The 24,111-nt window shown below is 33.9% G+C and carries 22 protein-coding genes and 2 rRNA genes; 18 read left to right on the top strand and 6 right to left on the bottom strand.

What is annotated here, in order from left to right:
* The first annotated feature begins 187 nt into the window (after window positions 1–187).
* The 15 genes from MAGA_RS02880 to MAGA_RS02810 all read left to right on the top strand — a co-directional run bounded on the left by MAGA_RS02880 (window position 188) and on the right by MAGA_RS02810 (window position 14,663).
* Window positions 188–1,701: ribosomal RNA gene (locus MAGA_RS02880) — 16S ribosomal RNA — on the top strand.
* Between the two features lie 311 nt (window positions 1,702–2,012).
* Window positions 2,013–4,898 (top strand): 23S ribosomal RNA (locus MAGA_RS02875).
* Together the 16S and 23S rRNA genes form the textbook arrangement of a ribosomal RNA operon.
* Before the next feature lie 349 nt (window positions 4,899–5,247).
* On the top strand, window positions 5,248–6,729 hold the full coding sequence (gene secY / locus MAGA_RS02870) for a preprotein translocase subunit SecY (RefSeq protein ID WP_013022151.1): 1,482 nt from the start codon (window positions 5,248–5,250) through the stop codon (window positions 6,727–6,729).
* Window positions 6,723–7,373: an adenylate kinase family protein gene (locus MAGA_RS02865; RefSeq protein WP_041308759.1), complete on the top strand. Its 651-nt coding sequence runs from the start codon at window positions 6,723–6,725 to the stop codon at window positions 7,371–7,373. The genes secY and MAGA_RS02865 overlap by 7 nt, the downstream gene beginning before the upstream one ends.
* A 41-nt stretch (window positions 7,374–7,414) precedes the next feature.
* Window positions 7,415–8,164, top strand: a complete 750-nt coding sequence (gene map / locus MAGA_RS02860) for a type I methionyl aminopeptidase (protein ID WP_013022150.1) — start codon at window positions 7,415–7,417, stop codon at window positions 8,162–8,164.
* A 7-nt stretch (window positions 8,165–8,171) separates the two neighbouring features.
* On the top strand, window positions 8,172–8,390 hold the full coding sequence (infA, locus tag MAGA_RS02855; RefSeq protein WP_004023936.1) for a translation initiation factor IF-1: 219 nt from the start codon (window positions 8,172–8,174) through the stop codon (window positions 8,388–8,390).
* 14 nt (window positions 8,391–8,404) lie between these two features.
* Window positions 8,405–8,518, top strand: coding sequence for a 50S ribosomal protein L36 (rpmJ, locus tag MAGA_RS02850; RefSeq protein ID WP_004023935.1), 114 nt, complete (start codon window positions 8,405–8,407; stop codon window positions 8,516–8,518).
* Between the two features lie 6 nt (window positions 8,519–8,524).
* Window positions 8,525–8,896, top strand: coding sequence for a 30S ribosomal protein S13 (rpsM, locus tag MAGA_RS02845; RefSeq protein ID WP_004023934.1), 372 nt, complete (start codon window positions 8,525–8,527; stop codon window positions 8,894–8,896).
* A 20-nt stretch (window positions 8,897–8,916) separates the two neighbouring features.
* Window positions 8,917–9,318, top strand: a complete 402-nt coding sequence (gene rpsK / locus MAGA_RS02840) for a 30S ribosomal protein S11 (protein WP_004023933.1) — start codon at window positions 8,917–8,919, stop codon at window positions 9,316–9,318.
* An 18-nt stretch (window positions 9,319–9,336) separates the two neighbouring features.
* Window positions 9,337–10,347 (top strand): DNA-directed RNA polymerase subunit alpha, encoded by a 1,011-nt coding sequence (locus MAGA_RS02835; protein WP_013022149.1) that lies wholly within the window; start codon window positions 9,337–9,339, stop codon window positions 10,345–10,347.
* On the top strand, window positions 10,347–10,712 hold the full coding sequence (gene rplQ / locus MAGA_RS02830; protein WP_004023931.1) for a 50S ribosomal protein L17: 366 nt from the start codon (window positions 10,347–10,349) through the stop codon (window positions 10,710–10,712). The genes MAGA_RS02835 and rplQ overlap by 1 nt, the downstream gene beginning before the upstream one ends.
* A gap of 169 nt (window positions 10,713–10,881) precedes the next feature.
* Complete coding sequence (locus MAGA_RS02825) at window positions 10,882–11,679, top strand: energy-coupling factor transporter ATPase (RefSeq protein WP_013022148.1); 798 nt, start codon at window positions 10,882–10,884, stop codon at window positions 11,677–11,679.
* Window positions 11,670–12,605, top strand: coding sequence for an energy-coupling factor transporter ATPase (locus tag MAGA_RS02820; protein ID WP_013022147.1), 936 nt, complete (start codon window positions 11,670–11,672; stop codon window positions 12,603–12,605). Before MAGA_RS02825 ends, MAGA_RS02820 begins: the two co-directional genes overlap by 10 nt.
* On the top strand, window positions 12,595–13,500 hold the full coding sequence (locus MAGA_RS02815; RefSeq protein ID WP_013022146.1) for an energy-coupling factor transporter transmembrane component T family protein: 906 nt from the start codon (window positions 12,595–12,597) through the stop codon (window positions 13,498–13,500). The genes MAGA_RS02820 and MAGA_RS02815 overlap by 11 nt, the downstream gene beginning before the upstream one ends.
* A gap of 146 nt (window positions 13,501–13,646) precedes the next feature.
* Window positions 13,647–14,663 (top strand): IS30 family transposase, encoded by a 1,017-nt coding sequence (locus MAGA_RS02810; protein WP_013021817.1) that lies wholly within the window; start codon window positions 13,647–13,649, stop codon window positions 14,661–14,663.
* 318 nt (window positions 14,664–14,981) lie between these two features.
* On the opposite strand, the gene MAGA_RS02805 is transcribed toward MAGA_RS02810, so the two are convergent.
* Entirely contained in the window at window positions 14,982–16,034 is a 1,053-nt protein-coding gene (locus tag MAGA_RS02805) for an MAG5150 family histidine triad lipoprotein (RefSeq protein WP_013022145.1), read from the bottom strand.
* 143 nt (window positions 16,035–16,177) lie between these two features.
* On the opposite strand from MAGA_RS02805, the gene tpiA reads away from it, so the two are divergent.
* Window positions 16,178–16,954, top strand: coding sequence for a triose-phosphate isomerase (gene tpiA / locus MAGA_RS02800; protein ID WP_013022144.1), 777 nt, complete (start codon window positions 16,178–16,180; stop codon window positions 16,952–16,954).
* Window positions 16,955–17,014: 60 nt separating this feature from the next.
* On the opposite strand, the gene deoC is transcribed toward tpiA, so the two are convergent.
* Genes deoC through deoD form a run of 3 tightly spaced genes read right to left on the bottom strand, consistent with a single transcriptional unit; the run spans window position 17,015 to window position 19,719 of the window.
* Window positions 17,015–17,683, bottom strand: a complete 669-nt coding sequence (gene deoC, locus MAGA_RS02795; RefSeq protein ID WP_013022143.1) for a deoxyribose-phosphate aldolase — start codon at window positions 17,681–17,683, stop codon at window positions 17,015–17,017.
* An 18-nt stretch (window positions 17,684–17,701) separates the two neighbouring features.
* Complete coding sequence (locus tag MAGA_RS02790) at window positions 17,702–18,997, bottom strand: pyrimidine-nucleoside phosphorylase (protein ID WP_013022142.1); 1,296 nt, start codon at window positions 18,995–18,997, stop codon at window positions 17,702–17,704.
* A gap of 20 nt (window positions 18,998–19,017) precedes the next feature.
* Complete coding sequence (gene deoD / locus MAGA_RS02785) at window positions 19,018–19,719, bottom strand: purine-nucleoside phosphorylase (protein WP_013022141.1); 702 nt, start codon at window positions 19,717–19,719, stop codon at window positions 19,018–19,020.
* 284 nt (window positions 19,720–20,003) lie between these two features.
* Between deoD and MAGA_RS02780 the strand changes: the two genes are divergently transcribed.
* Window positions 20,004–20,828, top strand: a complete 825-nt coding sequence (locus tag MAGA_RS02780; RefSeq protein ID WP_013022140.1) for a Cof-type HAD-IIB family hydrolase — start codon at window positions 20,004–20,006, stop codon at window positions 20,826–20,828.
* A gap of 111 nt (window positions 20,829–20,939) precedes the next feature.
* Window positions 20,940–22,208 carry a GTPase ObgE gene (obgE, locus tag MAGA_RS02775; RefSeq protein ID WP_013022139.1) on the top strand — a complete coding sequence of 423 codons (1,269 nt, stop codon included), beginning with the start codon at window positions 20,940–20,942 and terminating at the stop codon, window positions 22,206–22,208.
* A gap of 77 nt (window positions 22,209–22,285) precedes the next feature.
* Here obgE and MAGA_RS02770 read toward each other — a convergent pair whose 3' ends face one another.
* Window positions 22,286–23,818, bottom strand: a complete 1,533-nt coding sequence (locus MAGA_RS02770; protein WP_013022138.1) for an MAG5080 family lipoprotein — start codon at window positions 23,816–23,818, stop codon at window positions 22,286–22,288.
* A 7-nt stretch (window positions 23,819–23,825) separates the two neighbouring features.
* The gene (locus MAGA_RS02765) at window positions 23,826–24,104 is read right to left on the bottom strand and encodes a hypothetical protein (RefSeq protein WP_013022137.1); all 279 of its coding nucleotides are present in this window, start codon (window positions 24,102–24,104) and stop codon (window positions 23,826–23,828) included.
* Window positions 24,105–24,111 lie beyond the last annotated feature (7 nt).

Genomic DNA, 24,111 nt, shown 5'->3' with positions numbered 1-24,111 from the left:
TTTGCCTTCATTTATCTAATAAAAAAACTCTCTGAAAAAGCTGCATAATATTTGTTTTTAGTTACATAAAAAAATATTTAAAAATATTTATAAAAAATAAATGTTAATGTATAATAAATAGGCAACCTTTTTGAAGGTTAAAAAAATGTTCTTTGAAAACTAGATATATATAAACATGACAGTCAATTTTTTCGAGAGTTTGATCCTGGCTCAGGATGAACGCTGGCTGTGTGCCTAATACATGCATGTCGAGCGATGATAGCAATATCATAGCGGCGAATGGGTGAGTAACACGTACTCAACGTACCTTTTAGATTGGGATAGCGGATGGAAACATCCGATAATACCGAATACTTATTATTTTTGCATGAAAGTAATATAAAAGGAAGCGTTTGCTTCGCTAGAAGATCGGAGTGCGCAACATTAGCTAGTTGGTGAGGTAACGGCCCACCAAGGCGATGATGTTTAGCGGGGTTGAGAGATTGATCCGCCACACTGGGACTGAGATACGGCCCAGACTCCTACGGGAGGCAGCAGTAGGGAATATTCCACAATGGACGAAAGTCTGATGGAGCGACACAGCGTGCAGGATGAAGGCCCTATGGGTTGTAAACTGCTGTGGTTAGGGAAGAAAAAGTAGCGTAGGAAATGACGCTACCTTGACGGTACCTGATTAGAAAGCAACGGCTAACTATGTGCCAGCAGCCGCGGTAATACATAGGTTGCAAGCGTTATCCGAAATTATTGGGCGTAAAGCGTCTGTAGGTTGTTTGTTAAGTCTGGCGTTAAATTTTGGGGCTCAACCCCAAAACGCGTTGGATACTGGCAGACTAGAGTTATGTAGAGGTTAGCGGAATTCCTTGTGAAGCGGTGAAATGCGTAGATATAAGGAAGAACATCAATATGGCGAAGGCAGCTAACTGGGCATACACTGACACTGAGAGACGAAAGCGTGGGGAGCAAACAGGATTAGATACCCTGGTAGTCCACGCCCTAAACGATGATCATTAGTTGATGGGGAACTCATCGACGCAGCTAACGCATTAAATGATCCGCCTGAGTAGTACGTTCGCAAGAATAAAACTTAAAGGAATTGACGGGGATCCGCACAAGCGGTGGAGCATGTGGTTTAATTTGAAGATACGCGTAGAACCTTACCCACTCTTGACATCTTCTGCAAAGCTATGGAGACATAGTGGAGGTTAACAGAATGACAGATGGTGCATGGTTGTCGTCAGCTCGTGTCGTGAGATGTTCGGTTAAGTCCTGCAACGAGCGCAACCCTTATCCTTAGTTACTACCATTTAGTTGAGCACTCTAAGGAGACTGCCCGAGTAATCGGGAGGAAGGTGGGGACGACGTCAAATCATCATGCCTCTTACGAGTGGGGCTACACACGTGCTACAATGGACGGTACAAAGAGAAGCGAAGTGGTGACATGGAGCAAACCTCAAAAAACCGTTCTCAGTTCGGATTGAAGTCTGCAACTCGACTTCATGAAGTCGGAATCGCTAGTAATCGTAGATCAGCTACGCTACGGTGAATACGTTCTCGGGTCTTGTACACACCGCCCGTCAAACCATGGGAGCTGGTAATGCCCGAAGTCGGTTTATTAAGAAACTGCCTAAGGCAGGACTGGTGACTGGGGTTAAGTCGTAACAAGGTATCCCTACGAGAACGTGGGGATGGATTACCTCCTTTCTACGGAGTACACTTGTCTTTTAATACTATAAAAAGACTTATAACCAAAATCAATAGACCTGTTTTATTTAATATTGTCATGGCTTTTATTAATAGGTCAAAAGCTATATATCTAGTTTTGAGAGAACATTTCTCTCATATGTTCTTTGAAAACTGAATAGTAAAATATTTTTCGATATTTACAACGACATCAAAAATCAAATTAATGGTTAATTTGTTTTGATTCATCGAGTAAGTCATATTAATAATATGATTCATTGAAATGTCTTAAAATACACATCTAAAACTAACAACAATAGGAAAATTACTACTTTTAAATAAGGAAGAGTTTGTGGTGGATGCCTTGGGTCTGGAAGTCGATGAAGGACGTGATTACCTGCGATAAGCCTCGTAGAGCTGGAAATATGCTATGAAACGGGGATTTCCGAATGGGGAAACCTAACTATGGTAATGCATAGTTGCTTATGTCTGAATACATAGGACATAACGCGAGACACCTTGTGAACTGAAACATCTTAGTAGCAAGAGGAAAAGAAAATAAATAATGATTTCTTCAGTAGCGGCGAGCGAACGAGAAAGAGCCCAAACCATTTTAAATGGGGTTATAGGACAGACTACATAGAGTTACAAAATTTAATAATAGCAGAAGCTTTTGGGAAGAAGCGGCACAGAAGGTGATACCCCTGTATGTGAAATTATTAAATCTCTTGACTGTATCCTGAGTAGGGCGGGGCACGTGAAACCCTGTCTGAATTTGCCGGGACCACCCGGTAAGGCTAAATACTAACCAGACACCGATAGCGAACTAGTACCGTGAGGGAAAGGTGAAAAGAACCCCGAGAGGGGAGTGAAATAGACTCTGAAACCACTTACTTACAATTAGTCAGAGCCCGTTAATGGGTGATGGCGTACATCTTGCAGTATGGACCGGCGAGTTACTTTAGCATGCGAGGTTAAGCGGATAAAAGCGGAGCCGTAGAGAAATCGAGTCTTAATAGGGCGATTAGTATGCTTGAGTACACCCGAAACCAGGTGACCTATTCATGAGCAGACTGAAACTTAGCTAACCCTAAGTGGAGGGTCGAACCGTAGTACACTGAAACGTGCCCGGATGACTTGTGAATAGCGGAGAAATTCCAATCGAACTTGGAGATAGCTGGTTCTCCTCGAAATAGCTTTAGGGCTAGCGTGTAGTGTTAAATAATGGTGGTAAAGCACTGAATATGGAATGGCCTCGCCTAGAGGTACTGACTATAATCAAACTCTGAATACCATTATGAATTGCTATGCAGTCGGAACCGGGGTGCTAACGTCCCGGCTCGCGAGGGAAACAACCCAGATCGTCAGCTAAGGTCCCAAAATCGTGTTAAGTCAGAAAGGTTGTGAGGTTTCATAAACAACTAGGAAGTTGGCTTAGAAGCAGCCATCTTTTAAAGAGTGCGTAATAGCTCACTAGTCAAGAGACCTTGCGCCGACAATGTAACGGGAGTAAAACACGATACCGAAGCTACGGGTACATTTATGTACGTTAGAGGAGCGTTCTTAGGGCAATGAAGCTAGACTGTAAAGACTAGTGGAGCGCTAAGAAGTGAGAATGCCGGTATGAGTAACGATTCGTAGTGAGAATCTACGACGCCTATTGGGGAAGGTTTCCTGGGCAAGGTTCGTCCACCCAGGGTTAGTCAGGGCCTAAGGCGAGGCTGAAAAGCGTAGTCGATGGACAACAGGTTAATATTCCTGTACTTTCTTTAATTGTGATGGAGTGACGGAGAAGGATAAGCATACCTATTATTGGATTTAGGGGTAAGTAGTTACTGGTGATTGTAGGCAAATCCGCAATCTATAACCGGGAGCTATGATGCATAGGACAATTGTCTGAATTTGCCAATTCCATGCTTCCTAGAAAAGCTTCTAAACTTAATGTTATTGAAACCTGTACCGAGAACGGACACACGTCCCCAAGATGAGTATTCTAAGGCGAGCGAGAAAACTAGTGTTAAGGAACTCTGCAAAATGACCCCGTAAGTTCGCAAGAAGGGGCGCCTATGGTAACACATAGGCCACAGTAAATTATGAGGGGCAACTGTTTATCAAAAACACAACTCTCTGCTAAACCGCAAGGTGATGTATAGGGGGTGAAGCCTGCCCAGTGCCCGAAGGTTAAGTGGATGCGTTAGCTTATGCGAAGCGTTGAAATGAAGCCCGGGTGAACGGCGGCCGTAACTATAACGGTCCTAAGGTAGCGAAATTCCTTGTCGGCTAAATACTGACCTGCACGAAAGGCATAATGATCTCTCAACTGTCTCAACACTAGACTCGGTGAAATTATGGTCCCAGTGAAAACGCTGGGTTCCCGCATCAAGACGAAAAGACCCCATGGAGCTTTACTATAACTTCGTATTGGAATTTGGCCTAACATGTGTAGGATAGGTGGGAGACTTTGAAGCTGAGACGCTAGTAGCAGTGGAGTCAACCTTGAAATACCACCCTTGTTATGTTGAATTTCTAACTTACCATCATAATCAGGTGGGAGGACAGTGCGTGGTGGGTAGTTTGACTGGGGCGGTCGCCTCCTAAAGAGTAACGGAGGCGTTCAAAGGTACACTCAGTACGGTCAGAAACCGTATGTAGAGCGCAAAGGCAGAAGTGTGCTTGACTGCGAGACTTACAAGTCGAGCAGGTGCGAAAGCAGGACTTAGTGATCCGGCTGTACATTGTGGAATGGCAGTCGCTCAACGGATAAAAGTTACCCTGGGGATAACAGGCTAATCTTGCCCAAGAGATCACATCGACGGCAAGGTTTGGCACCTCGATGTCGGCTCATCGCATCCTGGAGCTGGAGTCGGTTCCAAGGGTTGGGCTGTTCGCCCATTAAAGCGGTACGCGAGCTGGGTTCAAAACGTCGTGAGACAGTTTGGTCCCTATCTGATGTGGGCGTTGGAATATTGATGAGAGCCGCTCTTAGTACGAGAGGACCGGAGTGGACGTACCGCTGGTGTTCCAGTTGTTCCGCCAGGAGCATAGCTGGGTAGCTAAGTACGGAAAGGATAACCGCTGAAAGCATCTAAGTGGGAAGCCTCCTCAGAGATTAGTATTCCCTTGAAATTCCTTATAGACTATGAGGTTGATAGGCTGGATGTGTAAGCACAGCAATGTGTTGAGCTGACCAGTACTAATAAATTGAAAGGTTTAAAAGTAGAGATGTTGATTAAGACATTTCAATGAATTATATAAATTACTATTCAGTTTTCAGAGAATATATTAGTGCGCAGGCACTTTTTTTATTTTTTTGAATACTTTTAGAAAATAAGGAGAAAACAAGCAACAATAATTTTGCCTTATAATACTATAAAACAGCCTTATAAGTAAATTTTACTAGTCATAATTTTCAGCAAATTATCTAAGTTAATTTTTCTTTCTAAAACATCATTTTTTACATAAACAAGCAGCAAAAAGACTTTATTTTTTAACTAAATTCATTATAATATTACATATATTTTATATAAGTAATATTGACTATAGTTTTAAGGCTAAAAAAGGAGGCATATGAAGAATTCTGGGCTAAAAATTCGCGAATTTTTCTACAAATTTGGCAAGAAGTGAAATGAGTGATGAAGCACAAAAGAAATTACTAAAAAGTTTCTTTATACTGCTGCACTTTTAGCTATCTATTTAATTATGACTACAGTCAAATCTCCTTTTGTTACTTTTAGTAATATTAATAATTCAATTGACAATGACACATTTCTTAGCACACTAAACCTTATTGGCGGTGGTGGGCTTAGACAATTTTCACTAGTTGCATTAGGAATAAGTCCATTTATTAATGCTTCCTTGATTATGTCATTATTACAAACCAAAGCTTTTCCAGCAATGCAAAAATTGTCACAATCAGGCCCTGAAGGTAGACGGAAAATCAACATAATTACCAGAGTCTTAACGCTTTTTATTGCTTTTCCACAGTCATTTATGCTTACTATAGCCTTAAGTAGTGGTGACAACCCTTTTATTAGAATTGATTCCTATGGCTTAAATAAAAATTTAGTTACCTACTTTTTGCTCCCTTTTATTTTAATTGGTGGATCATTATTTTCATTATTTATTGCTGAACAAATTACAAACAAAGGAATTGGAAATGGTACTAGCTTAATTATTTTTGTTGGTATAGCATTTCAGTTACCAAATCAGTTTCAAACTGCATGAGGAGTTTATGTAAGTGATACTGAAAGCTCAGCAATTGTTGTAGGTGTTTTAAAGTTCCTAACATATTTATTTGTTTATTTAGCACTTTTATTTGTCATAATAATGGTTTATTTGGCTGAAAGACATATTCCAATTCAACAAATAGGAGCTGGTAGAAGTAAAAGTGTAAAGGATATGGGTAAGCTTCCTATAAAACTAAATCCTGCTGGTGTTATGCCAATTATTTTTGCCTCAATGTTTGTTTCATTGCCAATATTAATTGCGCGTATATTGCCTAATACTAACACAGCAGCTATCTGAATTAGAGAAAACATGGACTTTTCAAAGCCACTTGGTTTAAGCTTACTTGTTATATTTACGTTCTTTTTCACTTTTATTATGGGCTTACAACAATCACGTGTTGATAGAATAGCTGAAGACTTTACAAAAAATTCAACCTTTATTCCTGGCATTCAACCTGGCGAGCAAACTGAAGATTATTTAATTAGTGTGGTCATGAGACTTTCAACCTTTAGTGCTTTTTACTTAGTTATCTTAGTTTCATTCCAATATTTAATGGTTATAGCACTAGCTATTCCAGCTGCGATGGCTTTTGGTGGCACAGGTATGATGATTTTAGTATCTGTTTCAATTGAAACAATTGATCAATTTAAAGCTAGAATAAAATCAAGCCAGCTTTCAAAACAAAAAAGAATATCAAGAATTGTTTCAGAAAACATTGCTGAATCTAAAACACTTAGCTACACTGGTGCTTTTGACAACGAAGCCGAAAACAAGCCAAGCAAAGGCAATTTACCTAAAACTGAGGATGGTTTATTATGATAGAAGCAAAAAATATAAATAATTTAGTTTTTATGGGGCCTCCTGGGGTTGGCAAAGGCACAGTTGCATCAATCATTGCTAAAGAATATGGACTAGTTCATTTATCAACAGGAAACATTTTTAGAGCTGAAATAGCTTCAGCCAGCGAGCTGGGTAAAAAGATTTCTTCAATAGTTGAATCAGGGGGCTATGTACCTGATGATATTACTAATGAAATAGTTGCTAAAGCTTTAGAAAATTACAATAAATCTGGTAAAATTGTTATCTTAGATGGCTATCCACGTACACTTATGCAAGTTGAGTTTTTGGATAGTCTTCCTTATTTTAAATACGAAGTAATCGAGCTTCGTGCTAATGAAGATCTAATACTAAAAAGATTATCAGGGCGCCGTTTTTGTCCAAATTGTAAAGCAGGCTTTCATATCGATTTTATGCCTTCAAGCAAAGGCAATATTTGCGATAAATGCGGCACTGAACTAATCACACGTAAAGATGATTCACCTGAATCAATTAAAAACAGACTTAAAGTTTATAAAGAACAAACTGGCCCATTATTAGAACATTATAAAAATAAAATTCATGTTTTTGATGCTGATAGTGATCCAAAAGTATTAGCTGACTTAATTGTTAGTTCATTAACAAAATAAGCTTAAATCAAATTATTATTCAAAGTAAAGTAGGAATTAATATGGTATCAATCAAGAGTGCTCGTGAGATTGAATTAATTTCTAAAAGCTGTCAAATCCTGGCAGAGGTCAAAGCAGTTTTATATGACCTTGTAAGACCAGGAATTTCATTAAAAGAACTAGATCGTCATGCTTTTAATGAAATAATCAAAAGAGGTGCAAAACCTGCTTTTAAAGGCTTATATGGCTTTCCAGCTACAGCTTGCATCTCTGTTAATGACGAACTTATCCATGGTATTCCTTCTAATTATGTGATTAAAGATGGCGATATTGTCAAAATTGACTTAGGATGCGATTATCACGGATACAAAAGTGACAGCGCTTTTACTAAAGGCGTTGGCAAAATTACTGAAAGTGATAGCAAAATTATTAAGGTAGCCAAATTAGCTTTTGAAGCAGGCTTAGCTGCAATTAAACCTGGCGCTAGAGTTGGCGATATTAGTTATGCTATTGGCGAAGTAATTAAAAATAATAATTTATACACACCAAAAGAGTACACAGGCCATGGCATTGGCAAGGAATTGCACGAAGATCCTTATATACCAAATGAAGGCAAAAAAGGCACTGGCATTTTACTAAAAGATAATATGGTCATTTGTATTGAACCTATGATCTTGCAAAAGTCAAATAGAGTGTATATCAAAAAAGATAAATGAACTGTTGTTAGTGCAAGCGGATTAAATGCTGCTCACTATGAGCACACAGTTTTAATTAAAAACGGCAAAGGTGTTGTATTAACGAAAGGAATCTAATAAAAAAATGGCAAAGGACGCTATTAAAATTAGAGCAAAAGTCAAAGAAATCTATTCAACTGATGAATATTTAGTAACTTTAGAAAGTGGACAAGATATTAAAGCTAACATTTCAGGTAAAATGCGTGTAAACCGCATTAGAATTTTGCCTGGCGATGAAGTCGATGTTGAACTAAGCCCATATAACTTACAAAGAGGGCGTATTACATATCGGCACAATAGATAGGAGATAACTAATTTATGAAAGTTAGAGCTAGCGTAAAAAGAATGTGTAAAGATTGTCGTATTATCAAACGTAAAGGTGTTATCAGGGTAATTTGCTCTACCCCTAAACACAAACAAAGACAAGGATAAAATTAGATGGCAAGAATTTTAAATATAGAAATACCAAACAATAAACGTGTAGTTATTTCATTAACTTACATCTATGGTATTGGTAGAACAAGCGCACAAGAAATATGTGCAAAAGCAAAAATTGATGAAAACATCAGAGTTAAAGACTTATCAGAAGCACAACTTAGTGCAATTAGAGAAATTGCAAAGGAATATGTCACAGAAGGTGATTTACGTAGAGAAGTTTCATTAAACATCAAACGTTTAATGGAAGTTAAGTGCTACCGTGGAATTAGACACCGTAAAGGTCTACCTGTTAGAGGCCAAAGCACAAAAAGTAATGCTAGAACTAGAAAAGGTCCTAGAAAGACTGTTGCTGGTAAGAAATCAACTAAATAGTTAATTTAGGAGAATAAATTATGGCTAATAAAGTTGTTAAGAAAACAAAAAAGAAAAACATTACTAAAGGTGTTGCACACATCCACTCAACTAACCAAAACACAATTGTGACATTTGCTGATGAATTAGGTAACGTTATAGCATGAAGTAGCTCAGGTGCTATTGGCTATAAAGGAACCAAAAAGAAAACCCCTTATGCAGCTGGTTTAGCTGCCCAAGCAGCATCAGAAGCTGCTAAAGAGCATGGTATTAAAAGCGTAAGAGTTGAACTTAAAGGTATAGGTGCTGGTAAAGATGCTGCTAGAAAACAAATTGAAGTATCTGGTATCACTGTTACAGAAATTAAAGACGTAACTCCAGTGCCACACAACGGTACTAGACCTCCAAAACGTATTCTTAAACGTGAAAAAATGAGAAAATAACAAAGGAGAGTAACACTTATGGAAAGAATGTCTAAATTAGATTACTTACAAGTAAGTAACTCTGCTATCAATAACAATTTAAACGAAGTTACATTTTCACTTAAACCACTTGAAAGAGGCTTTGCTAACACTGTAGCAGTTGCATTAAGAAGAGTTTTATTATCTAATATTACTTCTTTAGCATTATTTGCAATCAAAATATCAGGCGTTAGCCACGAGTTTCAAACAATTCCAGGAATTGTTGAAGACGTTACAGCCATCATAATGAATTTAAGAAAAGTTAAGTTTAAATACAATCCTGAATTTGTTAAAGATGGTGAAATCATTAAAGCAACAATTAAAGCTGAACAACCTGGAGTTGTTACATCTAAGAGCATTGAAATCAGCAATCCTTCAGTTGAAATAATTAACAAAAGCCAAGAAATTGCTAATATCCAAAAAGGAGCATTAGTAATTGAACTATTCCTAAGACCTGGCAGAGGATTTATTTCAAATGAAAGCAACAAAAGGTTTATTCAAAATGATTCATTATTTGCTTCAAAAATTGAATCAAACATCAAAAAAGGCTTATTTATAGCCGTAGACAGCAATTTTAGCCCTGTTGAAAAATGCAGCTATACTGTTAAAGAATTAAATACCTCAAGCAACAAAATTGAAGAAGAATTACTTTTTACAATCAAAACAGATGGTACAGTTGATGCTAAAAGTGCTATAAATCAAGCTTGCAAGATTTTAGTAGCACACTTTATGACTGTTGGCGATGTTGATACAATGAAAATTGATGTATTTGAAGAAGAAAGAATTAATAATGATGAACCAATTGAAAATGATGTTGATATTAACCAACTAGGTCTTTCAGTGCGTTCATTAAATGCTCTTAAGAGAATTGGCAAGACAAAAGCTTCTGAAGTAGCAGCTATGACCTGAGAAGAATTAGAACAAACTAAGAACTTAGGTAGAAAATCATTAGATGAAATTCAAGAATGTTTAAAACTAAATGGCTTCACTCTTAATAAAGGAGATGAATAATGGCTAATCCAACCCAAATTTACAGCCGTGATGCTAAATGAAGAAAAGGTGTTATGAGAACATTAGTTAGTGAATTATTTGCTAATGGTCGTATAACAACTACACTTACGCGTGCAAAAGAATTACGCAGACATGCAGAAAAATTAATTACTAAAGCAAAAAACCCAACTCTTGCAAACCGTAGAATTTGTGCAAGTTTCTTGCGTCCAACATTAGTTGAAGAAGGTAAGAAAGATGTACTTAAACACTTATTTGACACAATCGCTCCATCATATGCAAAACGTAATGGTGGCTACACAAGAATTTACAAGTTAGTAAACCGTCAAGGTGACAACGCACCTATGGCTATTATTGAATTAGTTTAAAAATCTCCATCTTTTTAAAATTATTAATATATTCACAAATCTAAAACGATTGCTAAATTCCTTTTATCTAATGACGCAAATGCTGCGTCATTTTATTTTCCTTTTTGCCTTTAAAATAGTTAAAAAAGCTAAAGTGACAATTCTATTTTGGTAGTATAATAAACACATTATGATCAAAGTCACTGATTTAATGTTTAAATACCCTAGCGCACAAGCTAATGCTATTGAAAAACTTAATTTAGAAATAGAAAGCGGCAAATATGTTGCTATTTTAGGACACAATGGCTCTGGTAAGAGTACATTTTCTAAGCTACTTGTAGCTTTATATAAACCAGCTGATGGCAAAATAGAATTAGATGGCACAACTATAAGCAAAGAAACACTTAGAGAAATAAGAAGTAAAATAGGAATTATTTTCCAAAACCCAGATAACCAATTCATTGGCGCTTCAGTTGAAGACGACGTTGCTTTTGGACTAGAAAACAAATGTGTTCCACGTAAAGACATGAAGCCTATTATTGATGAATTAGCGCACAAAGTTGGCATGGGCAATTATTTAGAAAAAAGCCCACAGTCGCTTTCTGGCGGTCAAAAACAACGTGTAGCTATTGCTTCAGTTTTGGCACTAGACCCTGATATTATTATCTTCGACGAAGTAACTAGTATGCTTGATCCATTAGGCAAGAGAAAAGTGCTTGATATTATTAGTTCAGTACAAAAAGAAAGAAAGAAAACTCTTATCTCAATTACTCATGATATGGATGAAGCAATCCTGGCTGATTATTGTTTAGTTTTTTCTGAAGGTAAAGTAATAGCTTCAGGCTCTCCTAGTGAAATTTTAAACAACAAAGAAATCTTAAGCTTAGCAAAAATTGACTCTCCTTTTATTTACAAGCTAAGTGAGAAAATTAATGGTGTTAAGCCAACATATAATGAAAAGGAGTTATTAGATCAAATATGCAAATAACAGTTAAAGACTTAGTGCACACATTTTTAGCTAAAACTCCTTATGAGCTTAATGCAATAGACAATATTAATGTCACAATTAAGCAAGGCGAATTTGTTGGTGTAATTGGACAAACTGGTAGTGGTAAAACTACTTTTATTGAGCATCTTAATGCTTTATTATTACCTAGTGCTGGTAGTGTTGAATGAGTTTTTGAAAATGACAAAATAAACCATAAAACAGGCGAAAAAGAAAAAATTATGGAAAGTTTTGTTATTAAACCAACCAGAAGAAAGAAAGTTAAAAAAGCTAAAGATCTTCGTAAAAGAGTTGGTGTTGTGTTCCAGTTTGCTGAATATCAGTTGTTTGAAGAAACAATTGAAAAAGATATAGCTTTTGGTCCAAGAAGCTTTGGTGTTAGCAAGTCTGAAGCTCTTGAAAGAGCTGCAAAATACATTAAATTAGTTGGACTAGACGAATCATTTTTAAAACGTTCTCCTTTTGAGCTCTCTGGTGGGCAAAAAAGAAGAGTAGCTTTAGCTGGCATATTAGCTATGGAACCTGATTTTATAATAGCTGACGAGCCTACAGCAGGACTTGATCCTGTCGGTGTAATTGAGATACTAAATATTTTCAAAGAGCTCCATAAACAAGGCAAAACAGTTATTATTGTTACTCACGACTTAGATAATGTTTTAGAGTACACAGAAAGGGTTTTAGCTTTCAAAGACGGCCAAATTGTCAAAGACGGCGACACTCATGATGTTTTAAGAGACACTGAATTTTTAAAAAATAATTACATGGAGCCACCTAAACTTTTAGATTTTGTCTCTAAATTAGAAGCAAAAGGAATAAAGGTTCCTAAAGTTACTTCAATTGATGAATTAGCAAGCTTTATTAACAAGTATATGAATAAAACTAAAGGCGGAGTCAAAGATGAACAGTAATTATGGTCGTTATATGATGAATGACACTGTGGTTCATAAAATGGATCCTAGATTCAAGATTATATTCATCATAATTTACATTGTTTTAACATTTGTGGCAAAAGATTTTCTTACACTTGGAATTATTCTTTTACCACTATGAATTTTGTACTTAATCGAAACAAAAAGCGCCACTGCTTTCTTAAGATTATGAATAATGCCGCTGCTTATAGGCTTCTTCCTTTTTTGAGTTAATATTTATACAATGGGTCAAAAGCCATATGATGCTGCTGGAGCGCTAACTGAGAATTATAAAAAATTAAAAGACTGATATCCACTTCCAATTCATTTAGGAAAAAGCTATTTCATTTCTTGAGAAGTTATTGCCAGAACCTTAGGTTTAGTTGTGCGTGTTTATATTATGATAATGGCAACAAGCTTAATGATTAATACAACTAAGCCAATGCTTTTATCAAAAGCAATTGATGACTTATTAATGCCACTTAAATTATTATTTATCCCAACACACGTAATTGTAATGATTATTTACATTGCTTTAAGATTTATTCCTACACTATTAGAAGAAGCTCAAAGAATTACTAAAGCGCAAGCTAGCAGGGGTGTTGACTTTAAAAACGGTAAGTTTAAAGACAAAGTTAAATCATTTACAACCTTAATCATTCCATTGTTTGTTACAGCCTTTTCAAAAGCAGAAGACTTATCAAATGCAATGGAAACAAGAGGATATAATCCTTATGCAAAGAGAACTAAATATAGATTAATTATTCCTACATGAAGAGATATATTCTTGGTGCTTATAGCAGCCTGAGCAATTACTTATGTAGTATTAGTTGATAAGCAAATTATAGCCACAAACAATGCTGCTTGATATGCTAATACGTTCTTTGCATTCTAAAAACAAATAAAAACATCAGCAAATTAAGTGCTGATGTTGCTTGATTGTAAGTTCAAGTGCAACACCAATTAAAGTAAAATTTAATTGTGGAGCACTTGAATTTTTAAATAAAAAAAGTTCCACACTTGGCAGCAGGAAACTTTCATATGAATTATACTAAAAATTATAATCATCTAACATATGATGAACGTGCATTTATTGAAATTCAAATAAAATCTGGATATTCTATTAGATCAATAGCCAGACAGTTAAATAGAAATCCATCAACAATAAGTCGTGAATTAAAACGTAATACCGCTTTTAGCGGCTTATACCAATGTAAAATAGCAGAACAGAAAGCATTAAATAGACATTCGCACAAATACTTGTTTAAATTTACAAGCAATTTTAAATATGCTGAATTTGAAAAGTTTTTTATGGAAAAATTTGATAAAAGATTTTACGGCATTGTCGCAACAGCTCGATACGTTAAACAAACTTTTCCAGATATTGAATCACCGTCGATAAGGACTATATTTAACTGAATTAAGACAAGAAAATGAAAATTGAAACCTAGAGATAGATTGAGAATTTTTTATAAAAAAGGCGGGAAAAGAACTGCATCAGTTGTATCAAGGTTAATTGGTGATTCTTACTATGTATATCCTATATGAGCAAGACCAAAATATATTGATTTAAGAGAAGAATATGGTCATTGAGAAAGCGACTTAATTATAGGCAAAAGATCAAACGGATATGATAATGTATTAACGCTTGTTGAAAGACAAACCAGGATGGGATTCGCAGTTAAAATCAAGTCAAAATCAGCTTTTTTGGTAATTTCAAAGCTTAAAAAAATAATCCAGGATCATAATTTAATTGTCAAATCTATAACAATCGATAACGGGATAGAATTTGAAAGAATGGGTTTATTAGGAAAATGGCTGAATATTAAAATATTTAGAGCTGAACCGTATGCTTCATTTCAAAGAGGAACAAATGAAAATTGAAACGGAATGATTAGAAGAATGTTCCATAAAGGTTTTGATTTTAATTCTATCTCTCAAGTTCAACTGGATGATGTTGTAAATCAAATAAATGAAATGCCACGGAAAATTTTGAATTGGCAAAAACCAATTGAACTATTTAAGTTAGCTAATGACTATGGTGTCGTTTTAAATTAAAAGCAAAATAATTTAATTAGCTACATTCATAAAAAATGAATGGTTATTTTTTACATTTAATTTAGTTATTTTATCCCCCTAACCCCCTTAATTACAAATAAGGGGGAATAACAAAACATTATTTAGTGTTTACGCAGATGTTCCATCTGATTTTTTAACCCCCGCCCCCTTGATTTCAAACAAGGGGCGCCTGTGGCATACGCCACATATTATGCAAAAATGCTATAATAAAAAGGCCAAGCACATATGTTGCACTTGAACCTTCATTTATGGAACATCAGCAAATTAAGTGCTGATGTTTTTATTTTTAACCTAGCTTTAAGCAGGCAGTATCTTATTTACAGTGCCACTGTCTAATTTTAATGAATCAGCTATTCTTTTTAAAGCAATTCTAACATCATTTAATAATTTAAATGCTTCTCTTGCTTTATCATAAAGCGGATTAAGCAACTTTAATTCTGAATTTTTTACCAATAAGTCTGTTTTACTGGTTAATTGGTCAAATAATTTTAGTAATTCAGGTTTGCTTTTTAATTCGCTTTTAATCTTTTTAACACTTTCAGCATAATTCAATTTATTAGCTATTTCATGAAAAGCATTTAGGTAGTTCATAAATTCTCAAATCATACTATATGTAGCATGTGAGTGATTATGGTTGGAATTTGCGCCAGTGTTTGAATCATAGATTTTTATTAAGTCTGACTTAAATTGTGAGGGTTCAATTAAAGTTGATTTATCATAGTTTATTAATGAGCTATATACAACTCTAAAATCATCTTGGATTCACTCGCTTCATTCTTTATTTGTAAAAAAGGTTGCTGACTGACTTAGTTGTGGATATGCATAGTAAATAATTTTTGAATTATCTTTAGAACTCTTATTATTAAAGTCATCAAAAAACTTATTTGAGTTATTTAATACTTGCACATTTAAATCATTTACTATTGCAACAAGAGCCTTAGTAATCTTAGCTGACTGTGAATTTTGTTCATAGTCAAAAAAGCTATTTTTGACTGTTTTATAGGCCTGTTCGTCTTTTTTTACTAAGTCATAAAACTCTTGCATTTTCTTATCCATATCATAAGATGAATTAGCATCAGCAACATTGTTAACTAAGTTTTCATATAAAGCTGTATTAAAGAAATTTTTTGTTTCAGAATTATCCGAATGAAAAGAATTATTAACTTTTTTAGCTAAAAAATTGCTTTCAATCTTGTCAATTTTTTCTTTATATTGTTTTATTAGTTCACTTACTGACTTAGTATTATTTTCACCATGATTGCTAGATTCTCCATTGCATTTAGCTGATAAAGCCATAGGCAAGCTTAATAAAGGAGTTAAAAGCAAATATTTTTTTAATTTATTTTTCATAATATCTTTCTACATATTGAAGATTATTCAATATTATGTTTTAATATAATAATTATAAAGTAAAAAAATGTACCTAACTATATGCTTTAATTCACAAACACATAGCATTTTGTTAAATAAGTTTCCTAGAATAAGGAGAAATAATGAAGCAATTTATAGTAATTGGAAATTGAAAAATGTATAAAACATTTACTGAAACATTAAACTTTTTTGATGAATTTGCAATAGAATACAAAAAATTTAGAAAAGCCAATCCACAATTAATTCCTTATATTGATAATAATGTTTTTGGTGTGGCTCCTTCACAATGTAATCTAACTGCTTATTTTACAAACAGAGTTCCTGAATTAAAATTATGCAGCCAAAATATGTCAAAAAATGAAGAAGGTGCTTTTACTGGTGAAGTTAGCGCCAGAATGCTACAAGATATCAATGTTTCATATGCTTTATGTGGGCACTCAGAAAGAAGAAGATATCACACAAATCATGAAAATGATGAATCCACACACTTAAAAATTAAGCAATCAGTTAAATATGACATTACTCCAATTATATGCATTGGCGAATCTAAGGAAGACAGAGATGCTGGCAGAACAGAAGAGGCTATTCATAAACAGTTGCAAATTTTGCTAGATGAAGTTAATATTCATAAAGTTATTATTGCCTACGAACCAGTTTGATCGATTGGTACTGGCATTACTCCAACTCCCGAAGAAGTTGAAAACGTGAGTGCATTAATTCATAAATTAACCAGCCCTGAAGTACCTGTTTTATATGGCGGAAGTGTTAATGAAAATAATATTAATGATTTTACCAATTTGCCTAATTTAAACGGCTTTTTGGTTGGTTCAGCCAGCTTAAAAATTGACAAATTTTTAAAGCTTATTTCTGTCAATTCTGACGGCATAATGCCTAAATAAAGAATGTAAAAAAACTGAGAAGCAGCAGCAAGCTCTCTCAGTTTTTTATTTTAGTTTGTTTTAGTAGCCGCCATGTGATTCTTTGCCTTCAACTATAGCAACCGATCTACTTGTACCAAATCTTGTTGCACCAGCTACATGCATTTTGATCATATCATCTTTATTTGATATTCCACCAGCAGCTTTAATTAATAGTTTATCGCCACAAACTGATTTCATTATCTTAACATCTTCTAAACTAGCACCACGAGTTGAGAAACCAGTTGATGTTTTGATAAATTCAGCTCCTGATTGCATAACTATTTCAGTTACTTTTTCTATTTCTTCTTTTGTTAAAAGTGCTGTTTCGACAATAACTTTTAACACATGATCACCACAAGCGTGTTTTACTACCATAATGTCTTTAAGTACATAGTCATAGTCTTTGTCTTTTAGCTTCCCAATGTTAATGACCATATCAATTTCATCAGCACCAGCTTTAATTGCTTCAGCTGCTTCATAAGCTTTGCAATTTGTAAGCATTGCACCTAATGGAAAACCTATAACTGATGTTATGCCAACATTAGAATCCATTAATTGTTCTTTAACATATGGAACATATGATGAGTTAACACATACAGTCTTAAAGCCATATTGCTTAGCTTCAGCTATCAATTTATCAATATCAGCCTTTGTAGCTTCTGCTTTTAAAAATGTGTGGTCAATCATTTTATTGTAATCAATTTTCATTTTATTCCTTTGTTTTAGCTATTTTAACCTATCAATAATGATTTTATTTTCTACTTTTTCTGAGCCTATTTTGTATGCACTTGATAGTTCTTTTTCTAATTCAGGATTAATTTCTTTTGATGAGTAAAGAGTAAATAATTTATCGCCCTTTTTGACTGTTTCATTGGTTTTTTTGTGCAATGTGATGCCTGCTTCAAAATCAATTTTATCTTCTTTAGTAGCTCTACCAGCACCTAGTTTCATAGCTACAATTCCAAAGGCTAGTGCATCAAAAATTTCTAAAAAGCCATCTTTATCTGCATAAATATCATATGAATATTTCGGACTTCAGAAAGAAGGACTTTTTAGCGCTTCAACATCACCACCTTGCAAGGCAATAAATTCATAGAATTTTTCTAAAGCCTTACCATTTTTAATAACTTCATCAACAAGTTTTAAACCTTCTTCATGTGACTTAGCAATTTTTGATTGCTCCATAATTGTTGCACATGATGAGTAAACTAATTCATTAAAATCAGCTGGCCCATTGCCTTGAAGAGTTTTAATAGCTTCTAAAACTTCGTTTTTGTTTCCAATTTCTCTACCAATTGGTCTTGACATGTTAGTTATTTCCGCCCTAACATCAACTCCTAGTTCTTTACCAATTGAGATCATTGTTTTAGAAAGTTCTTTAGCTAATTCAGGTGTTTTCATAAAAGCACCATTGCCGCATTTAACATCTAGCAAAATTGCATCGCTTCCAGTTGCAAGTTTTTTAGACATAATGCTTGAAGCAATGAGTGGAATTGATTGAACACATGAAGTAACATCTCTTAATGCATAAATTTTTTTATCAGCAGGCACAAGCGAACTGCTTTGTCCTATTACAGCAATTTTGTGTTTTTTGACTTGCTTTTTAAATTGTGCTTCAGTAAGCTCAACTGTAAAGCCTGGAATTGATTCTAATTTATCAATAGTTCCACCAGTGTGACCTAGCCCTCTACCTGACATTTTGGCAACTGGAGCACCTAGTGCTGCACAAATAGGAGCAACTGCTAATGTAGTTTTATCGCCAACACCACCAGTTGAATGTTTATCAACTTTTATTCCTGGGATATCTGAAAGATCAATAACATCGCCAGAGTGCATCATAAACTTAGTAAAGTAAGCTAACTCAGCTGATTCCATTCCTTGGAACATAACTGCCATTAAAAAGGCAGCCATTTGATAATCAGGAGTTGAACCATTAACATATGAGCCTAATAAGAAGTCAATTTCTTCATTACTTAAAGACTTGCCAAGTCTCTTTTTTTCAATTAAATCAACAATACGCATTTAATATCCTAATGGTTTAATTATGCTAATTCTAAAGCTATTTTCATCATATTGTTAAATGATGTTTGACGCTCTTCTGGTGTTGTTTCTTCGTGAGTAATTAAGTTATCGCTAACTGTTAGTAAACATGCAGCTTGTTTACCTAGTTTTTCAGCATTAGTAAATAATGCATAACTTTCCATTTCCACGCAAGCAGCATTTGATTCAGCTATTCTTTGGCTTAGAGGAACCGATGAATAAAATACGTCAGATGAGTGAGTTCTAACTGTCTTTAGCTCAATGTTTAAATTTTGTGCAGATTTTTTGATTTCTTCATTTAATGAAGCACTTGGATATGCAACATATGAGTGATCGTTTAAAACTAATTTTCTAAAAGCATTTGAATCAGCATATGCTGAATCAACTAACACTGTGTCATATAATTTTAAATCTTCTACATATGCACCTGTAGAACCAACTCTAATGATTTTATCTACATCATAGAATTTAAATAATTCGTAACTATATATACCAATAGATGGGCAACCCATTCCACTAGCAGCTATTGAAACTTTTTTGCCTTTGTATGTACCTGTGTACATAAAAACATTTCTAACAGTGTTAACTAATTCATAACCTTCATCTAAAAATGTTTCAGCAATATACTTAGCTCTTAATGGATCTCCAGGCATTAAAACTAGTTTAGCAATTGATCCTTTTGGTGCGTTTATGTGTGGTGTCATATCTTCTCCTTAATGCAATTTAAATTTCTGAATCTAATAAAAATCTGATTATATGTGCGATTTGTATTTTATTAGAATGAGTTTGTAATAAGTCCTATTTTAATAATAAAACCTTCATATATATTTTAACATATCAAAGGGTGAATTGGGCCACATATGATGCCAAAAGCGCACTAAAAGTGTCTGAAAATTTTGCTCATTTTTCTATCATTTTTTGCATATTTCTATATTATTTAATGACATTTATTAATATTTATTTTTCACATTAATGATAAGGAGGGCATATGCTTAAAAAAGGCATTGTTTTTAGTGACGTCGACGGCACAATTTACTCACGTGATAACTACGTATCTAACTTCAATTTAGATATTATTAAGTCATATCAAATAAGCTTCAATATAGCAACAGGGAATCCTATTTGCCCTAGAATGCTAAAATTAGCAAAACTTACCGACGCTGACTATATTATAGGTTCATCGGGCGCACAGATTTATGATTACAAAAAGGCAAAATTTGTAAAAGAAGACTACATTGATGCTGATGTAGTTAAAAAAATTTTTAAGCTTTTTTACGAGCAAAACATTCCAGCAGCAGCTTGATCTAGTCATATTTTTTATGCTTTTAGGGAAAATGAAAAAGAGTTTTTAAACAAAATTTATTACAGATATGAAAGCTTTGATCAATTCACAATGTACAAGGGCGAGGATGATATAAAACCTATTGCAAAAATGGAAGTGTACTTTGAAGATTTTGATAAAGTGGATGAGCTAATAGCTGAGTTATCTAAACTTAAGTGTAAGCTAATCAAAACACATATGAATTTAGAAATACTGCCAGTAAAAGAATCTAAAGGAAATGCTATTATCTGAATGCTTGAAAATGTATTAAAAGGATATAGCAAGGATGAAGTTATGGTAATTGGTGACAGTGAAAATGACTTTAGCATGTTTAAAAAATTCAACTATTCATATGTAATGGATAATGCAAATGATGAAGTTAAGAAGAGAGCAAACTTTGTCACAAAAGATGTACAAGAGCACGGCTTAGGGCATGCAATTTTAGACTATGTTGAAAAATTTCATGAAAGCCTAAGTAAAAAAGGTGAATAACAAAATGCCATTTTTGCCTTATTTATAAAGCAATATGGCTTTTTTATAATTTTCAAAGTATTAATATTAGTAATATTTTGCTAAAATTTTGAAAGTAATAAGGTGGTATTTATGGCTAAATTTATTGATGAAATTAAATTAACACTAATAGCTGGCAAAGGTGGGGATGGCATTATTTCCTTTAGAAGAGAAGCTCACGTTGATAAAGGTGGGCCTGATGGCGGTGATGGCGGAAAAGGCGGAAACATCTATTTTGTAGGCGATAAAGGCAAAAATACCTTACTTTCTTTATATGGAAATAAACAAATTAGTGCTGAAGATGGTGTTAATGGTGGACCTAAAAATCTTTATGGAGCTACCGGTAAAAGTACTTATGTCAAAGTTCCTATTGGTACAATGGTGTTTAAAAATGATAAATTAGTTGCAGATATCATTGAAGAAAAAGAGTATTTAGTAGCCCAGGGAGGAATTGGGGGCAGAGGTAACGCTAAGTTTAAAAGTAGCAGAAACACTGCACCAAGAATTTGTGAAAACGGTACTCCTGGCGAAAAATATTTAGCTCATATAGTGCTTAAAGTTATGTCAGATGTTGGAATTATTGGTAAGCCTAGTGCTGGAAAAAGCACACTACTAAGTGCTATTTCTAATGCTAAAGCCAAGATTGCCGAATATGAGTTTACCACTTTAGTGCCACAATTGGGGCTAGTTAAATATCACGATCATTCATTTACAGTAGCTGACTTACCTGGATTAATTAAGGGAGCTTCTGAAGGAAAAGGCTTAGGAATTCAATTCTTAAGACATATTGAAAGATGTAGAGTTGTTGTTCAAATAATTGACTTCGGTTCTGAAGAAAAAAATCCAATTGAAGACTTTGGAATAATTAATAAAGAACTTGAAGAATACAGCAAAAAATTAGCGAGCAAGCCTAAGGTTGTTGTTGCCAACAAGTCTGATTTACAGGGCTTTAAGGAAAGAGTTAATATTTTTAAAGCTAAATATCCTAATGTAGAAATTGTTGAAATTAGTGCAATTGAAAGACAGAATTTAGAAGAGTTAAAAGGCAAGATTTGAAAGATACTTGAAGAAGCTAAATCACTTCCAGCTGATGAAGAGGAAGAAACAAAAGAAATTGTTGAAATTAAGCTTGAAGATGACTACAAAATAAGTAATCCTTATGCAGGCTTTTTTGAAATAACTGGACCAAAGATTGAACAAATATATCATAAAATACCATTAGTAAGTTATGACAATTTGATTCGTTTTAACACAATGCTTAAAAAAATAGGCGTTTGAGATGATCTACTTAAATATGATATTAAGCCAGGTGATACAGTTAGAATATTAGATTATGAATTTGAATGAGACGGCGAGTTCTAATCGACAAATTTGCTTGTTTTATAGGCATAAAAGAAAAAGCAACAAGAGAAAGACTTGTTGCTTTTGTTTGCTAATTTTTAGCTTAATTTAGCGATTTTTTGACCTATATTCATGTGTTCTAAGAACTTTTTAACCACTTCAAGCTGATTAGCTTTTTCTTTATTAAATGACTCTTCAGCACTCTTTTGAGAATCTTCTTTTTCTTTAATTTTAGCTTGTAATTCTTTTTTGCCTGCTTCATCTGAAGCTGATTCTAATTGCTTTTTAAGTTCAGCAATTTCAGATTTTAGCTCACTAATTTTTGTAACAGAAGGTTTTAATCTATCATAATCAGTTACTTCTTCATAGTTAGAAATATCTTCAAGATTCTTAATTTCATCTACTCACTTATCAGACTGAGTAGGTAAGTATGATTCTTGTGGGCTAACTGTTACTTTTTTATCAGGATTATCTAAATCTAGATCTTTGATAATATCATATGTTTTGTAGCTTTCCTTTTTATTAGGTTCAGCTGGGTTTTCTAATACTTCTAAAAAGTATTTAAAGTCATACTTTTTAGTTTGCTCATTTTTGACCAATCTAGCTGAAATATAGGTAGGAAAGCGTCAACCATTAATGAACAAGATGTCTTGAACTAGCTTAACAATTTGAATTGATGTAGTACCATAATTTTTCATTGTGTCATAGTACTTTTCAAATCTTTCTCTGTCAGTATCTATTCTAAAGTCATCATCAGTCATTTCTGATAATAAGTCTTGATTTTTTTCTAAAAATTCAGAAGTATTAGCAATGAACTCATTTCATTTTTCACTATCTTGCTTAATTTCATGTTTGAATAAAGGCACAGGAGCTAATATTTTTTCATTATATGAAAGGTCATAGTTGCTTAAGAAATTAACAGGTGGAAGAGCTAAAAGATAGCCATTTTCATAGTTTTCCTTGTTAATTCTTATTTTATTATCTTTGTAGAACTGAAGCACATGTTGAATAACTTCAGCAGGTTTAGTTTTATTCTTTTCAGCTTCTTCTACATATGATAAGAATTTTTCTGAATAGTAATTTGATGTTTGTGAATAAGGCTTAACTCAGGAGTTAAATTCTGAAAGCGAGCTACCATAAGCATTGGCGCTATTTTTTCTAACTAATTTATTTTCCATTTCTAAGAATGTTGATAAATATGGTGTGCCATCAAAATAGCCTCTTAAAATAGCCTTTAAATCTTCATGGTGTACTTTAGAGCCGACAATAGAAGAAAGTTTTTTAAAGGTAATAGTTATTGCCTTAAGATCGTTAGCAAAATATAAATATTTAGTTTCTTTAATTTCTTTGTGTAATTGATCTTTAATGCTTTCAATGTTAGCAGCTCTAGTTTCATATTCAGCTTTTTTGTTTGAGTCTTTTTCTTTAGAAGCTAATTCTTTTAAGCGGGTAATACGTAAGTCTATGTTCTTTTTATTATCATCTTTAGATACAGGGTTAGTTTTTAAAAACTCTTTAGCAAGTAAAATGCTAGGGCTTAGTTTATGAATGCAACTAGCTGAAACAATAGACAAGGCTAGGGCTGAAAATGAAGAAGAAATTAGCAGTGTTTTTTTAATATTTTTTTTCATTATACTCCTATAAAATAGCCTTGTAGTTTCAACTTTTGATGCCAGCATATGCAATAAAAATCCCAATTAAGAAGATGATTACTGAAATAGAAATACCGGCGATTGAATAAGCCATTTGGTATCTAGCTTGGCTTATAACAGTTGTATCTAAAGAGACAAAATTGTTTATATCAATTATAAATAAAGCATTATGAATAATTATTGAACAATAGATAATGAGCACTAAAGCAATTAATGCAAGAATTGATCATACAATTGTCAGGCTTTTAATCTTAACTTTTTTCATGACTATA

It is taken from the genome of Mycoplasmopsis agalactiae (genome assembly GCF_000089865.1).
In the GTDB taxonomy this organism is placed as follows: domain Bacteria; phylum Bacillota_I; class Bacilli_A; order Mycoplasmatales; family Metamycoplasmataceae; genus Mycoplasmopsis; species Mycoplasmopsis agalactiae_B.
The sequence above is the reverse complement of the archived record's forward strand: the minus strand, read 5'-3'. Positions and strand labels throughout refer to the sequence as shown.